12 protein-coding genes are annotated in these 14,488 nt (G+C 68.0%); 2 read left to right on the top strand and 10 right to left on the bottom strand.

Annotated features, from left to right (window positions below; genetic code table 11):
* Window positions 1-97 precede the first annotated feature (97 nt).
* Window positions 98-1,528 (bottom strand): cytochrome c oxidase accessory protein CcoG, encoded by a 1,431-nt coding sequence (gene ccoG / locus HFL01S_RS09940; protein ID WP_066257911.1) that lies wholly within the window; start codon window positions 1,526-1,528, stop codon window positions 98-100.
* 325 nt (window positions 1,529-1,853) lie between these two features.
* Here ccoG and groES point away from each other — a divergent pair, with 325 nt between their 5' ends.
* Window positions 1,854-2,144: a co-chaperone GroES gene (gene groES, locus HFL01S_RS09945; protein WP_066152738.1), complete on the top strand. Its 291-nt coding sequence runs from the start codon at window positions 1,854-1,856 to the stop codon at window positions 2,142-2,144.
* A 44-nt stretch (window positions 2,145-2,188) separates the two neighbouring features.
* On the top strand, window positions 2,189-3,832 hold the full coding sequence (gene groL, locus HFL01S_RS09950; protein ID WP_066257912.1) for a chaperonin GroEL: 1,644 nt from the start codon (window positions 2,189-2,191) through the stop codon (window positions 3,830-3,832).
* A gap of 106 nt (window positions 3,833-3,938) precedes the next feature.
* On the opposite strand, the gene HFL01S_RS09955 is transcribed toward groL, so the two are convergent.
* The 9 genes from HFL01S_RS09955 to xylF all read right to left on the bottom strand — a co-directional run bounded on the left by HFL01S_RS09955 (window position 3,939) and on the right by xylF (window position 14,468).
* A complete protein-coding gene (locus tag HFL01S_RS09955; RefSeq protein ID WP_066257914.1) occupies window positions 3,939-5,156 on the bottom strand; it encodes an MFS transporter in 1,218 nt (405 codons plus the stop codon).
* A gap of 48 nt (window positions 5,157-5,204) precedes the next feature.
* Window positions 5,205-6,215 carry a Gfo/Idh/MocA family protein gene (locus HFL01S_RS09960; protein WP_066257916.1) on the bottom strand — a complete coding sequence of 337 codons (1,011 nt, stop codon included), beginning with the start codon at window positions 6,213-6,215 and terminating at the stop codon, window positions 5,205-5,207.
* Between the two features lie 50 nt (window positions 6,216-6,265).
* Window positions 6,266-7,330, bottom strand: coding sequence for a substrate-binding domain-containing protein (locus HFL01S_RS09965; RefSeq protein ID WP_245644772.1), 1,065 nt, complete (start codon window positions 7,328-7,330; stop codon window positions 6,266-6,268).
* Between the two features lie 50 nt (window positions 7,331-7,380).
* Window positions 7,381-8,697, bottom strand: a complete 1,317-nt coding sequence (gene xylA, locus HFL01S_RS09970; RefSeq protein WP_066257917.1) for a xylose isomerase — start codon at window positions 8,695-8,697, stop codon at window positions 7,381-7,383.
* A 40-nt stretch (window positions 8,698-8,737) separates the two neighbouring features.
* Window positions 8,738-10,186, bottom strand: a complete 1,449-nt coding sequence (gene xylB / locus HFL01S_RS09975) for a xylulokinase (protein ID WP_066257918.1) — start codon at window positions 10,184-10,186, stop codon at window positions 8,738-8,740.
* A gap of 11 nt (window positions 10,187-10,197) precedes the next feature.
* The gene (locus HFL01S_RS09980; protein ID WP_066257919.1) at window positions 10,198-11,370 is read right to left on the bottom strand and encodes an ROK family transcriptional regulator; all 1,173 of its coding nucleotides are present in this window, start codon (window positions 11,368-11,370) and stop codon (window positions 10,198-10,200) included.
* A gap of 24 nt (window positions 11,371-11,394) precedes the next feature.
* On the bottom strand, window positions 11,395-12,159 hold the full coding sequence (locus tag HFL01S_RS09985) for an ATP-binding cassette domain-containing protein (RefSeq protein ID WP_066257920.1): 765 nt from the start codon (window positions 12,157-12,159) through the stop codon (window positions 11,395-11,397).
* Window positions 12,156-13,289, bottom strand: a complete 1,134-nt coding sequence (locus HFL01S_RS09990) for a sugar ABC transporter permease (RefSeq protein WP_066258004.1) — start codon at window positions 13,287-13,289, stop codon at window positions 12,156-12,158. The genes HFL01S_RS09985 and HFL01S_RS09990 overlap by 4 nt, the downstream gene beginning before the upstream one ends.
* A 159-nt stretch (window positions 13,290-13,448) precedes the next feature.
* On the bottom strand, window positions 13,449-14,468 hold the full coding sequence (xylF, locus tag HFL01S_RS09995) for a D-xylose ABC transporter substrate-binding protein (RefSeq protein ID WP_066257921.1): 1,020 nt from the start codon (window positions 14,466-14,468) through the stop codon (window positions 13,449-13,451).
* Window positions 14,469-14,488: the final 20 nt, after the last annotated feature.

Below are 14,488 nucleotides of genomic sequence, written 5' to 3' on the forward strand. Positions count from 1 at the left end.
CAGTGCTTGGTCAACTCCCTTGGGCGGGCATTGTGACCGCAAGCACGGCGCGATACCCGCGCGGGTTTCCTCCGCGCGCAAATCGCGCGCGAAGGCGTCAGCGTGGCACGAGGAAGGTGGTCTTCTCGTCCAGCCGGATCGCCTGGTGGGTGCTTGATTGCAGGCGAAACACGATGGGATGCGAGCCGCTGTCGGCACCCGGAGGCACCTGCACCCGCACGGCCAGTGTGCGCACCTCGGTCGGCAGCACATCCACCACGGGCTCCGAGGCCAATGTGATGCCCTCCATGCCCTCCACCGCCAGCCGGATCAGCTGCCGGTCTTCGGTGGCGTTCATGATCTGCAGGCGGTAGACGTTCTCGATCCGCCCCTGGTCGACCATGCGGGCGAGCGCGCCGCGGTCGCGGATCACGTCCACCTTCATCGGCACCCGCAGGAACAGGCTCACGCCCACCGCCACCGCAATTGTCCCCAGGATGGCCGAATACACCAGCACACGCGGGCGCAGCGCGCGGCGGATGGTCTGTGCCTTGTCCCAGCCGCCGGTCATGGCGTTCTGCGTCGAGTACTTGACCAGGCCGCGCGCGTAGCCGAACTTGTCCATCACCTCGTCGCACACGTCGGCGCAGGCGCCACAGCCGATGCACTCGTACTGCAGGCCCTTGCGGATGTCGATGCCGGTGGGGCAGACCTGCACACACAGCGTGCAGTCCACACACGAACCCAGGCCCTTTTCCTTCGGATCGACCTTCTTGCCACGCGAGCCACGCGGTTCACCGCGGGCGGCGTCGTAGGTCACGATCAACGTGTCCTTGTCGAACATCGCGCTCTGGAAGCGGGCATACGGGCACATGTACTTGCAGACCTGCTCGCGCATGAAGCCGGCGTTGCCGTAGGTGGCGAAGCCGTAGAAGAAGATCCAGAAGGTCTGCCAGGCGCCCATGGTGCCCGCCAGCACCTCGGCGGTCTGGGCGCGGATCGGCGTGAAGTAACCGACGAAGGTGAAACCGGTCCACAGCGCGAACAGCACCCAGGCCAGGTGCTTGGCGCCTCGGAGGGCGACCTTGGCGCCGGACAGGGGCGCGCCGTCCAGCCGGATGCGGGCCGCGCGGTCGCCTTCGATCTTCTTCTCGATCCACATGAAGATCTCGGTGTAGACCGTCTGCGGGCAGGCGTAGCCGCACCACAGGCGCCCGGCCACCGCGGTGAACAGGAACAGCGACAGCGCCGACATCACCAGCAGGCCGGTCAGGTAGATGAAGTCCTGCGGGTACAGCACCAGGCCGCCCAGGTAGAAGCGGCGCGAGAGCAGGTCGAACAGCACCGCCTGGCGCCCGTTCCACTGGAACCAGGGCAGCGCGTAGAACAGGATCTGGGTGAACCAGACCGCGGCCCAGCGCAGGCGGGTGAAGGTGCCACTGACCGAACGCGTCTGGATCTTCTTGCGCGACTCGTACAGAGAGATTTCAACGGCGTCCGGCTCGGGACTGGCCGTTGATGCGGCGGTGGCTGCGGTCGTGGTGGACATGGTGAGGGTGGTGGGAAGTCTGCCGATACCAGCCACTGTCCAAGAACCGTGCCAGACAAAAAGGCCTTTGAATTCAGGCACTTGCCATCGGCCAAGCCCCCTTGAAGCACTGCCATCCTGCCAATGACTGCCAACATGGCAGTTCGCCCGATGGCCTGGAATTTCCAGGGATGCACTTGAAATGGGCAGGGCCGGCCCTTATCATTAGCACTCGCTGGAGTTGAGTGCTAACACCCGATTCCCAGTCGATCCGCGGGGCCCAGCCCCATGGCCAGTGGCCCCGCCCATCTGACCCCCCAACATTTGATCCATTTCAGGAGATGCAATGAACCTTCGTCCTCTCGCCGATCGCGTGATCGTCAAGCGCATTGACAGCGAAACCAAGACCGCCTCCGGCATCGTCATCCCCGACGCCGCCGCCGAGAAGCCCGACCAGGGCGAAGTCCTGGCCGTCGGTCCCGGCAAGAAAAACGACAAGGGCGAACTGTCCGCCATGAACGTCAAGGTCGGCGACCGCGTTCTGTTCGGCAAGTACAGCGGCCAGACCGTCAAGGTCGACGGCAACGAACTGCTGGTCATGAAGGAAGACGACCTGTTCGCGGTCGTCGAGAAGTAATTCGCCCCTCATCCATCCCCATTTACTGAATCGGAGAAATCAACATGGCAGCAAAAGACGTCATTTTCGGCGGCGAAGCCCGCGCCCGCATGGTTGAGGGCGTGAACGTCCTGGCCAACGCGGTCAAGACCACCCTGGGCCCCAAGGGTCGCAACGTGGTGCTCGAGCGCTCCTTCGGCGCCCCCACCGTGACCAAGGACGGTGTGTCCGTGGCCAAGGAAATCGAACTCAAGGACAAGCTGCAGAACATGGGCGCCCAGATGGTCAAGGAAGTCGCTTCCAAGACCTCGGACAACGCCGGTGACGGCACCACCACCGCCACCGTGCTGGCCCAGGCCATCGTGCGCGAAGGCATGAAGTACGTGGCCGCCGGCATGAACCCCATGGACCTGAAGCGCGGCATCGACCGTGCCGTCGAGTCCCTGATCGCCGAGCTGAAGAAGGCCTCCAAGCCCACCACCACCAGCAAGGAAATCGCCCAGGTCGGCTCCATTTCCGCCAACAGCGACACCTCCATCGGCGAGATCATCGCCAACGCGATGGACAAGGTCGGCAAGGAAGGCGTGATCACCGTGGAAGACGGCAAGTCCCTGCAGAACGAGCTGGATGTCGTGGAAGGCATGCAGTTCGATCGCGGCTACCTGTCGCCCTACTTCATCAACAACCCCGAGAAGCAGGCCGCTCTGCTGGACAACCCGTTTGTCCTGCTGTTCGACAAGAAGATCAGCAACATCCGTGACCTGCTGCCCACGCTGGAAGCCGTGGCCAAGGCCGGCCGTCCGCTGCTGATCATTGCCGAAGACGTCGAAGGCGAAGCCCTGGCGACCCTGGTGGTCAACACCATCCGCGGCATCCTGAAGGTTGTCGCTGTCAAGGCCCCTGGCTTCGGCGACCGCCGCAAGGCCATGCTGGAAGACATCGCCATCCTGACGGGCGGCAAGGTCATCGCCGAAGAAGTCGGCCTGACCCTGGAAAAGGTGACCCTGGCCGACCTGGGCCAGGCCAAGCGCATCGAAGTGGGCAAGGAAAACACCACCATCATCGACGGTGCCGGCGCTGCCGCTGACATCGAAGCCCGCGTCAAGCAAGTGCGCGTGCAGATCGAAGAAGCCACCAGCGACTACGACCGCGAGAAGCTGCAAGAGCGCGTGGCCAAGCTGGCCGGCGGTGTGGCCGTCATCAAGGTCGGTGCCGCCACCGAAGTCGAGATGAAGGAAAAGAAGGCCCGCGTGGAAGACGCCCTGCACGCCACCCGCGCTGCTGTGGAAGAAGGCATCGTCGCCGGTGGTGGCGTGGCCCTGCTGCGCGCCAAGCAATCCGCTGGCGCCATCAAGGGTGACAACGCCGACCAGGACGCCGGCATCAAGCTGGTCCTCAAGGCCATCGAAGCCCCCCTGCGCGAAATCGTGGCCAACGCCGGTGGCGAGCCTTCGGTCGTGATCAACAAGGTGCTGGAAGGCAAGGGCAACTACGGCTTCAACGCCGCCAACGACACCTACGGCGACATGATCGAAATGGGTATTCTGGACCCGACCAAGGTGACCCGCACCGCCCTGCAGAACGCCGCTTCCGTGGCGTCCCTGATGCTGACGACCGAGTGCATGGTCGCCGAGTCCCCCAAGGACGACGCTCCCGCCATGCCCGGCGGCGGCATGGGCGACATGGGCGGCATGGGCATGGGCATGTAATGCCCTGACCCGGCCCGGGGGCTTCGGCCCCCTGCCAGACAAAAAGCCCCGCAAGGCGACTTGCGGGGCTTTTTTTGTTGGGCCCCCGCCGTGGGGTCGGCAGCGCTCAGGACACCCGCTGCGGACCGGCCAGCGCATCGCGCAGCGCCAGCGGGCGGAACAGGCGCCACCAGGCCAGGCTGATGCCGATGGTGCCCAGCCCGCCCAGCACCACCGAGCCCACCGGCCCGAAGGCGGCGGCCGTCACACCCGACTCGAACTCGCCGAGCTGGTTGCTGGCGCCGATGAAGAGCGTGTTGACCGCCGCCACGCGGCCCCGCATCTGGTCCGGCGTTTCCAGCTGCACCAGGGTCTGGCGCACCACCACGCTGACCATGTCGGCCGCGCCGGACACCGCCAGCGCCAGCAGCGACAGCCAGAACGAGGTGGACAGCCCGAACACCACCATGCACAGGCCGAACACGGCCACCGACACCAGCAGCTTGCGGCCGACGCGGCGCTCCAGCGCATAGCGCGAGAGCACCAGCCCGGCCGCCAGCGCGCCCACCGCCGGTGCCGAACGCAGCAGGCCCAGGCCTTCGGGGCCGACGTGCAGGATCTCCTTGGCGAAGATCGGCAGCAGCGCGGTCGCCCCGCCCAGCAGCACCGCGAACAGGTCCAGCGACACCGCCCCGAGCAGCACCGGGTGGCCCCACACATAGCGCACCCCGGCCAGCAGGGTCTGCGCACTGACCGGCTCGCGCGCCACCGGCTGGCGCTCGTAGCGCACCCACAGGCAGGCCAGCGCGGCGCCCAAGAACAGCGCGGTGCAGACGACGTAGACCGCGTTCAGGTTCACCGCGAAGATCAGCCCGCCCAGGGCCGGCCCGCCGATGACGGCCGCCTGCGTGCCGGTGGAGGTGACCGCCGTGGCGCGGGCCAGCAGCGCGGCCGGCACCAGGGATGGCAGCAGCGCCTGCTGGGCCGACATCTGGAACGGGCGGATGGCCCCGAGCAGGGCCGAGAGCGCCAGCAGCCCTTCGCGCGAGACCGCGTGCGCCAGCGTGCCGGCCACCAGCAGCAGCGCCACCACGGCCTGTGCGGACAGGCACAGCGCCACGATGCGGGCGCGGTGGTGGCGGTCGGCGGCGTGACCGGCGGGCAGCGTCATGGCCAGCGCGGGCGCGAACTGGAACAGCCCCACCAGCCCGAGGTCCCAGGCGCTGGCGGTCAGCTCGTACATGTGCCAGCCGATGGTCAGCATCAGCATCTGGGTCCCGGCGACCGCCGCCACACGGGCACACCAGAAGCGGACGAAGGACGGGTGGGAGAGCAGGTCGGACATGGGCCGCAGGCTAGCACGCGCCCCAGGGCGGCACCCGGGACCGCGGGCTCAGTCGTGGACCACCGGCTCCCAGCGCCCGCTGCGCTCGGACTGCCACAGCGCGTCGATCACCCGGGCCTGGGCGAGCGCCTCGCCGAGACCGGACGCGTCGGGCGGTGTGCCGGCGCGCACGCGGCGTGAAAACGCCTCCACCTCCAGCCGGTACTGCTCGGCCGCGGGCAGGGTCTCGACCGTCACACCGCTGCCGTCCAGCGCACCGCCTTCGTCGAGCGCGAGCCGCATCTGGCCGCCGCGCGCGGCATTGAACGGAATGAAGAGTTCGATGCGACCGCGCGTGCCCACCACCTGCACCCGCTGGAACGGCACGCTCTGGGTCGACACGGTGAAGCTGACCTGCCGCCCGGCGCCGAAGTCCAGCAGCGCGCTGGTCAGCCGGTCGACGCCCATTACCGGGTCGCGGTCGACCAGCGACACCGCGCGCAGCGGCTCGGCCTCGAACAGGTAGCGCCCGGCCAGCACCGCGTAGCAGCCGATGTCGTACAGCGCGCCGCCACCGATGGCCGCCTGGTTGCGGATGTTGGCGCCGTCGTCGTTGAAGTAGGAGAAGAACACCTGCACCGCGCGCGGCGTGCCGATGCGCCCTTCGCGCACCAGCTCGCGGGCACGCAGCCACTGCGGGTGGTGGCGCACCATGAAGGCTTCTTCGATGTGCACGCGGGTGGCGGCGGCCTGCACCGTCAGCGCCTCGTCGGCGCTGAGCGCGAACGGCTTCTCGCACAGCACGTGTTTGCCGGCCGCGGCCGCCTGCAAGGTCAGCGGCACGTGCAGGTGGTTGGGCAGCGGGTTGTAGATGGCCTCGATGGCCGGGTCGGCCAGCAGCTCCTCATAGCTGCCGCAGGCCTGCGGAATGCCCAGCGTCTGCGCCGCCGCCTGTGCGGACGGCAGGCTGCGCGAAGCGATCGCGCGCAGCTCGACCAGCGGGCTGGCGAGCATCTCGGGAATCACCTTCTCGGTGCCGATCTTCGCCGTGCTCAGCACGCCCCACACCACTGGTTTCATACGGTCCTCACGGTAACGGTTTGCGCTTGCATCACAGATGATCCGGCCGCTCAGCGGAACAGGTAGTCCTTGTAGTAACCGGAAGTCACGAGGGCTTCGCGCCAGTTGGCGACGTCCACCACGACCGGCTTCAACAGAAGGGATCGCATGGTCTTGACGCCGTTGTCGTAGGTCTTTTCGTCGTTGACCTGGGGCTTCTTGCTGGTGAGCAGCGCCTCCGCCATGGAGGCCGCAGCCAGCGCCAGCTGGCGGGTGTCCTTGAACACCGTGAACGACTGTTCGTTGCGGATGATCGAGCGCACCGATTGCACGTCGGCGTCCTGGCCGCTGACCACCGGCCAGGGTTTGCCTTCCGTGCCATAGCCCTTGAGCTTCAGCGCCTGCAGCAGCTCAATCGCGATGCCGTCGTTGGGGGCCAGCACCGCGTGCAGCCTTTGCTTGACGTAGGTCTTCTCCAGGATCTTCTCGAACCGGAATCGCGCTGTCACGCCGTTCCAGGCCTGGGTGGAGACCACGTCCATCCCCGTCTGCCCCGACCCGACGATCAGCTGCCCGCTGTCCAGATAGGGCTTGAGGACCGACATCGCGCCGTTGTAGAAGAAGAAGGCGTTGTTGTCGTCGGGGGATCCGCCGAACAACTCGATGTAGAAAGGGCCGGCGGTCTCGCCCAGCTTGAGCCGCCGGACGATTTCCGTCCCTTGCAGTACGCCCACGCCGAAGTTGTCGAAGGTCGCGTAGTAGTCGACGTGCGGCGAGTTGCGGATCAGGCGGTCGTAGGAAATCACCGCCACTTTCTGGTCCGCCGCCTTCTTCAGCACGGGTGCCAGGGCAGGCCCGTCGATGGGCGTCACGATCAGCGCCCTCACGCCCTTGCCCAGCATGCCGTCGATCTGAGCGATCTGGGTCTGCACGTCGTTGTTCGCGAACTGCAGGTCGGAAACCAGGCGCATGCCATTGAACGAACGCGCCAGCGCGAGCCCGTCGATGACCCACCGCTGCAGCGCCAGGGTGGGCATGGCCAGGCCCACATCGATCTTGGTCTGGGCCAGCAGCGGGCGGGAGCCGGCACAGCCGGCGGCCAGGGCGGACAGAAGACACTGGCGACGTGAAATCAATGGGAACTCCGGCAGACAAAAGTCGTGAACCACATCCGGACAGCCGGTGATCAGAGATAGCGGTTGAGCAGGTTCTCCAGCAGCTCCTGCCGCCCGGAGACCGGCCGCGTGTCCTGGTTGCGCTCCAGCGCGCGTGCGGCCACCTGGTCCAGCCCGAAGCGGCCCGCCATCAGGTCCTGGCCGAAGGGGGTGTTCCAGCCGGCGTAGCGGGCCTCGACGTGGCGGGCGAGCTGGCCGTCGGTGATCATCTGCTCGGCGATCAGCAGCGCGCGCGCCGACACGTCCATGCCGCCGATGTGGCCGTGGAACATGTCCTCGGCGTCGATCGACTGGCGCCGCACCTTGGCGTCGAAGTTCAGGCCACCGGTGGTGAAGCCGCCGGCCTGCAGGATCAGGTAGAGCGCCAGCGCGGTCTCGGGGATGTTGTTGGGGAACTGGTCGGTGTCCCAGCCGCACTGCATGTCGCCGCGGTTCATGTCGATGGAGCCGAAGATGCCGAGATCGATGGCGGTGGCGATCTCGTGCTCGAAGCTGTGGCCCGAGAGCGTGGCGTGGTTGGCCTCGATGTTGACCTTGATCTCCTTCTCCAGCCCGTGGCGCTGCAGGAAGCCGTAGACCGTGGCGGTGTCGAAGTCGTACTGGTGCTTGGACGGCTCGCGCGGCTTGGGTTCGATCAGGATCGTGCCCTTGAAACCGATCTTGTGCTTGTAGTCCACCACCATGTTCAGGAAGCGGCCCATCTGGTCCAGCTCCTGGCCGACGCGCGTGTTGAGCAGGGTTTCGTAGCCTTCGCGGCCGCCCCAGAGCACGTAGTTCTCGCCGCCGAGTTTCAGCGTGGCGTCCATCGCCTCCTTCACCTGCAGCGCGGCCAGCGCGAAGATCTCGGGGTCGGGGTTGGTGGACGCGCCCGACATGAAGCGGCGGTGGCTGAACAGGTTGGCCGTGCCCCAGAGCAGTTTCATGCCGGTCTGCGCCTGCTTGGCCTGCAGCACCTCGACCATTTCGTGCAGGTGGTTCACGCTCTCGCGCGGCGTGCTGCCCTCGGGCGCCACGTCGCGGTCGTGGAAGCAGTAATACGGCGCGCCCAGGCGCGAGAAGAAATCGAACGCGGCGTCGGCCTTCATGCGCGCTGCCGCCATCGGGTCGGCCACGCGCTGCCAGGGTCGCTCGAAGGTGCCGTCGTAGCCGAAGGGGTCGAAGCCGTTCCAGCAGAAGCTGTGCCAGTAGCAGACGGCGAAACGCAGGTGGTCTTCCATGCGCTTGCCCAGCACCAGGCGGTCCTTGTCGTACCACTTGAAGGCCAGCGGGTTGGTCGATTGCGGGCCTTCGTAGGCGATGGCGGGAATGTCGGAGAAGTAGGTGCTCATGGGTGTCTCGGTCTCGGGTGAAGTCGTTCGTTGGAAGGGGTCAGGGCCTGCGGTACAGGCTGCGGAAAAGCTCGTGGCGCGGCGCCAGCAGCGCGCGCTCGGCGGGGTCGGGCCGGTAGACGGTGTCGACCGGTGGCGGCAGGCAGACCTCAGACATCGGCACGCCCACGCTGAGCGCGCCCAGGCGGGCGGCCCCCAGCGCACCGCCGACGGCCGAGCCGCCGTGGGTGACGATCTCGACGTCCAGCGCGCTGGCCAGCATCTGGGCCCAGAAGCCGCTGCGCGCACCGCCGCCCACCAGCGACAGGCGCGAGACGGTGCTGCCGGCGGCATGCAGCGCGGCCAGGCCGTCGAGCAGGCCGAAGCTCACGCCTTCCATCACCGCGTAGCCCAGGCGCGCGGCGTTGGTGTCGAAGTCCAGGCCGTGGAAGCTGCCGCGCACCTTGGCATCGTTGTGCGGTGTGCGCTCACCGCTCAGGTAGGGCAGGAACAGCGGGGATGCGGCGCGATCGCTGGCGCTCAGGGACGCGGCGCGCGTGGCCACCTCGCCCGCGCTGGCGGCGCCCAGCAGGTCGGAGACCCACAGCAGCGCGCTCGCGGCCGAGAGCATCACGCTCATCTGGTGCCAGCGGCCTGGCACCGCGTGGCAGAAGGCGTGGGTGGCACTGGCCGCGTTGGGCTGGTAGTCGGGCGTCACCACGAACAGCACGCCGCTGGTGCCCAGCGAGAGAAAGCCCTGGCCGGCCTCGACCGCGCCCATGCCCACGGCACTGGCCGCGTTGTCGCCCGCGCCGCCGGCCACCACCGTGCCCGGCCGCAGGCCCAGCGCCTGCGCCACATCGGCCTTGAGCCGGCCGCTGGCCTCGCTGCCCTCGACCACGCGCGGCATGTGGGCGCGCGTCAGGCCAGTGAGGGCCAGCAGCTCGTCGGACCAGTCGCGGCGGCGCACGTCCAGCCAGAGCGTGCCGCTGGCGTCCGAGAGGTCGCTCACGTGTTCGCCGGTCAGCATCAGGCGCACATGGTCCTTGGGCAGCAGCACCTTGGCGACCTGGCGGAACACCTCGGGTTCGTGGCGCGCCACCCAGCGCAGCTTGGGCGCGGTGAAGCCGGGCATGGCCAGGCTGCCGCCCAGGTCGCTGAGTGCGGGCAGCTCGGCCATCATCTCGGCGCATTCGGCCGCGCAGCGCGTGTCGTTCCAGAGGATGGCCGGGCGCAGCACGCGGTCCTGCGCGTCCAGCAGCACTGCGCCGTGCATCTGGCCCGACAGGCCAATGGCCTCGGTCGCAGCGTATTCGGTGGGGTGGGCGGCGCGCAGCGCGGCCAGCGCGGCCTGGGTGGCGGTCCACCAGTCGGCGGGGTCCTGTTCGCTGTGGCCAGGATGCGGGCGCGAGACGCTGAGCGCAGCACCGGCCGAGCCGATGACGCGCTGGTCGGGGCCCAGCAGCAGGGCCTTCACCTCGGAGGTGCCGATGTCGATGCCGATGTACATGGGGTCGTGTGTCAGTGGACGAGGGGTTGTGCGGCGGGTTCGGGCGCCGGGTCGGCGTCCGGCAGGTGGGTGGCGGCGGGCGCGTGCATGGGCCGCAGCTCGTGGTGCAGCACCAGGGCGGCGGCGCCCACGGCGGATGCCAGCAGTCCGTAGCGCGCCGGCCGCACCGGCGGCGGCGCCACGCCCGCGCTGGTGGCATAGGCGTCGAGCGTGTCGCGCGCCGTGCGCACGATGTCCGGGTACTGGGCGCACGACGAGCCGCCCACCACCAGGGCGCCGGGGTTGAAGGTGGTCCAGAGGTTCTGCAGCACCACGCCCAGGTACACGCCACCGCGCGCCGGGTCGGGCAGCTGGCCCAGGGCCCTCGCGCCGAAGAAGGTCTCGGCGCAGCCCCGGCGGCCGCAGGAACAGGCGGGGCCATCGATCTGCAGGATGCTGTGGCCGATTTCGCCGGCCATGCCCTGCAGGCCGGTGAACAGGCGGTCATTGAGCACGATGCCGGCGCCGACGCCGACGCCGCAGGTGACGAAGATCAGCGAGTCCATGGCGTCGCCGTCGCTGAACTCGTATTCGCTGAGCGCCGCGGTGTCGGCCTCGTTCTGCACATGCACCGCCACCGGCGGGCAGCCCGCTTCGGCCAGGGCGCGCGTGATCAGCGGCAGGAAGGACACGTTGCGCCAGCCCAGGTTGGGCGCGAAGCGCACGGTGCCGCTGGCCTCGTCGAAGGCGCCCGGCAGGCCGATGCCCACGCCCGAAACCAGCACCGGCCGCTCTGCCAGCGCGGCGTGCGCGCGCACCACCAGCTGCGCCACCTGGTGGCACACGGCCGCCGGTTCGCGGTTCGTCAGCGGCTCTTCGGCCGACCACAGCACCTCGCCGGTGAGCGACACGCCCACCACACGCAGCGTCTCGACCGCGATTTCCACGCCGACCATGGCGCGGCGGCTGCCGTCCAGCTGCAGTGGCGTCGACGGCCGGCCCAGGCCCTGCGCGGTGGCCAGGCCGGTCTCGGTGACCCAGCCTTCGTCGATCAGTTCGCGCACCAGCAGGCTGACGGTGGATTTGGTCAGGCCGCTCTCCTGCGCGAGCTGCGCGCGGGAGAGCCCGCTGCGCCGCCGCAGCAGCCGCAGCAGCACGCTGCGGTTGATGCGTTTGACAAGTTGCTGGTCGCCGGTGGTTTTCATGCGGTGTGCGGGAACACGCAGGCCTCAGAGGCTGTGGGTCTGCGCCTTGCCTTCAGGTTGTTTGCCCGCGATGATCATGCCCAGGACCTCGTCCTCGGTGACGTCGGACGTCTGGTAGGTGCCCACCATGCGCCCGTTCTTCATCACGGCCAGCCGGTCGCTCAGGCCGAACACGTCGGGCATGTCGTGCGTGATGAGAAAGATGCCCACGCCTTCGGCCTTGAGCTGGCGCACCAGGTTGCCGACCATCGCCGTCTCTTCCGGGCCAAGCGCGGCGGTCGGCTCGTCCATGATCAGGATGCGTGCGTTGAAGTAGATGGCGCGCGAGATCGCCACCACTTGGCGTTGCCCGCCGGACAGGCGACGCACCGGCGTGCGCACGTTCCTGAAGTTCTTGTTCAGGCGGTGGAAGACCTTGCGTGCCTCGGCGTCCATGCGGTGATCGTCCAGCGTGTTCCAGCGCGTGAGCAGTTCGCGGCCCAGGAACAGGTTGGCCACCGCGTCCAGGTTGTCGGCCAGGGCCAGCGTCTGGTAAATGGATTCGATGCCGCAGCGCTGCGCATCGACCGGGGTGCGGATGTGGGCCCGCTCGCCGTTGATCAGCACTTCGCCGCTGTCGATCGGGTAGGCTCCGGCCAGCATCTTCATCAGCGTCGACTTGCCGGCGCCGTTGTGGCCCAGCAGGGCCACAACCTCGCCGGGATACAGATTGATCGACACATCATCGACCGCCCGCACGCCGCCAAACGACTTGCCGATCTGGCGCATTTCGACCAGCGGTGCGCTCATGACACGTCTCCCGTCAGGCGTCGGTAGACGACATCAAAAACCACCGCGGCGATCAGCACCTGACCGATGATCACGTAGCGCAGGCCGATGGAGATGTCCAGCAGCAGCAGGCCGCTGTCGATGCTCTGCATGATCAGCGCGCCCAGCACCGAGCCGAGGATGGAGCCGCTGCCACCGGCCAGCGCGGTGCCGCCGATGACCGCGGCGGCGATCACGTACAGCTCCATGCCGGTGCCCAGCGAGCTGGTGCCGGCGTTCAGCCGCGCGATGGAGACCATGGCGGCGATGGTGATCAGCACGCCCATCAGGGCGAACAGCATCAGCGTGACGCGGCGAACCGGAATGCCCACCAGCGCCGCGGCCTCGGGGTTGCCGCCCATGGCGAACACATAACGCCCGAAGCGGGTGCGGTGCACGATGAAGGACAGCACCAGCGCCACGCTGCCCCAGATCAGCACGGGGATCGGCACGCCCTGCGGCGCGTCCTTGGTCGGGATCTGGTAGGCGTTCATGGTGGCGACGAAGCCCACCACGATCAGCGCCGGCACGGCGGCCACCAGGGCGTCCAGCCACAGCGGCGGGTTGGGCACGTCGTAGGCCGCCTTGGCGCGGCGGCGCATCACCGTCTGCAGCACCAGCGCCGCCACCAGCACGGCCGCCAGCACCCAGCTGGCCTGCACGCCGATGGCGCCGTCGAAGCCGCCGCCCAGGCGCTGGAAGAAGGCGTCGTTGACCGGCTGCGTCTTGCCGTCGGCCACCAGGAAGGCCGCGCCGCGGAAGGACATCAGCCCGCCCAGCGTGACCACGAAGGACGGCACGCCGAGCATGGCGGTCAGCGCGCCCTGGTAGAGCGAGACGGCAATCGCCACCGCCAGCCCGGCGAGCGAGGCCTCGACCCAGTGCCAGCCGGCGGTGTACATCAGCGTCGCGATCAGCACGCCGACAAAACCCATCACCGAACCCACCGACAGATCAATGTGGCGCGCCACGATCACCAGCACCACGACCGTGGCGACGATGCCGACGACCGCCGTCTGCTGGGCGATGTTGTAGAGGTTCTCGGGCGAGAGGAACAGGCCGCCCGAGAGGATGTTGAACACAATGGCGGTGGCCACCAGGACCGCCCCCATCAGCACCAGCCGCCAGTCGATGGCCAGTTGCCTGAGGACATTGGGAACAGGACTCACAGACGCACTCCGCCGAAAAAAAGGACCGCGGGCTGAACCCAGCCCGCGGTCCGAGGGCCTCCATCCATCAGGAGAAAAACGAACTCAGATTCAGATGCCCGGTCATTTGCAGGCGGCCGGGCCCTTGGCAGCGTCCACGCCCTTGCACAGGTCTTCCTTCTTGATCCAGCCGGCCTTGACCACCAGGTCCAGGTTCTTGGCCGTGATCGGCACCGGCTTGAGGAACTGCGCCTGCAGCGACACCTTCTTCTCGCCACCGGCCCAGGCCGCGGCACCCGCGACCTTCTGGCCCTTGGCCAGGGAGACGGCGGCGGTGGCAGCGTCGCGGCCGAGGTCGCGCGCGTCCTTCCACACCGACACCGTCTGCGAGCCCTGGGCCACGCGGTTGAGGGCGGCGTGGTCGCCGTCCTGGCCCGAGACCGGAATGCCCTTGATGCCCTTGGCGGTCAGCGCTGCGACCACACCGCCGGCCGTGCCGTCGTTGGAGGCCACCACGGCATCGATCTTGCCGCCGGTCTTGGTGATGATCTGCTCCATGTTCTTCTGCGCCACTTCCGGCTTCCAGCCGTCGGTGTATTCCTCGCCCACGATCTTGATGTCGCCCTTCTTGATCGCTGCGTCCAGCACCTCCTGCTGACCACCGCGCAGGAAGTTGGCGTTCGGGTCGGTGGGCGAGCCCTTGATCATCACGTAGTTGCCCTTGGGCTGGGCTTCGAGCACGGCGCGGGCCTGCATGCGGCCGACCTCGACGTTGTCGAAGGTGATGTAGAAGACACCGGGCGCTTCGATCAGGCGGTCGTAGGCCACCACCGGAATCTTCTGCTGGTTGGCCTTGTTGACCGCGGGCAGGATGGCGTCCTTGTCCATCGCCAGCACGATCAGCACCTTGGCGCCCTTGGCGATCAGCGAATCCACGTCGGAGAGCTGCTTCTCGGGCGAACCGCCGGCGTCGGCGCTGATGTAGCTGGCGCCCAGCTTGGCCAGCTGGTCCTTGATCGCCTTCTCGTCGGTTTTCCAGCGCTCTTCCTGGAAGTTGGACCAGCTCACCCCCACCACCTGGGCGAACGCGCCGGCGCTGGCCAGACCGAGCGCCAAAGCGGTCAACGTTGTCTTCAGTTTCATCCTTGTCTCCAGTGAACGGC

Source organism: Hydrogenophaga flava NBRC 102514 (assembly GCF_001571145.1).
GTDB classification, from domain to species: Bacteria; Pseudomonadota; Gammaproteobacteria; order Burkholderiales; family Burkholderiaceae_C; genus Hydrogenophaga; species Hydrogenophaga flava.

Bases quoted from the DNA above. Each gene is read 5' to 3' on its own strand.
- HFL01S_RS09955 (WP_066257914.1), bottom strand. From the start codon at position 5,156: ATGTCCGACCTGCTCTCCCACCCGTCCTTCGTCCGCTTCTGGTGTGCC.
- HFL01S_RS09990 (WP_066258004.1), bottom strand. From the start codon at position 13,289: ATGGGGGCGGTCCTGGTGGCCACCGCCATTGTGTTCAACATCCTCTCG.
- ccoG (WP_066257911.1), bottom strand. From the start codon at position 1,528: ATGTCCACCACGACCGCAGCCACCGCCGCATCAACGGCCAGTCCCGAG.
- xylB (WP_066257918.1), bottom strand. From the start codon at position 10,186: ATGTACATCGGCATCGACATCGGCACCTCCGAGGTGAAGGCCCTGCTG.
- groL (WP_066257912.1), top strand. From the start codon at position 2,189: ATGGCAGCAAAAGACGTCATTTTCGGCGGCGAAGCCCGCGCCCGCATG.
- HFL01S_RS09980 (WP_066257919.1), bottom strand. From the start codon at position 11,370: ATGAAAACCACCGGCGACCAGCAACTTGTCAAACGCATCAACCGCAGC.
- groES (WP_066152738.1), top strand. From the start codon at position 1,854: ATGAACCTTCGTCCTCTCGCCGATCGCGTGATCGTCAAGCGCATTGAC.
- HFL01S_RS09960 (WP_066257916.1), bottom strand. From the start codon at position 6,215: ATGAAACCAGTGGTGTGGGGCGTGCTGAGCACGGCGAAGATCGGCACC.
- HFL01S_RS09985 (WP_066257920.1), bottom strand. From the start codon at position 12,159: ATGAGCGCACCGCTGGTCGAAATGCGCCAGATCGGCAAGTCGTTTGGC.
- xylA (WP_066257917.1), bottom strand. From the start codon at position 8,697: ATGAGCACCTACTTCTCCGACATTCCCGCCATCGCCTACGAAGGCCCG.
- xylF (WP_066257921.1), bottom strand. From the start codon at position 14,468: ATGAAACTGAAGACAACGTTGACCGCTTTGGCGCTCGGTCTGGCCAGC.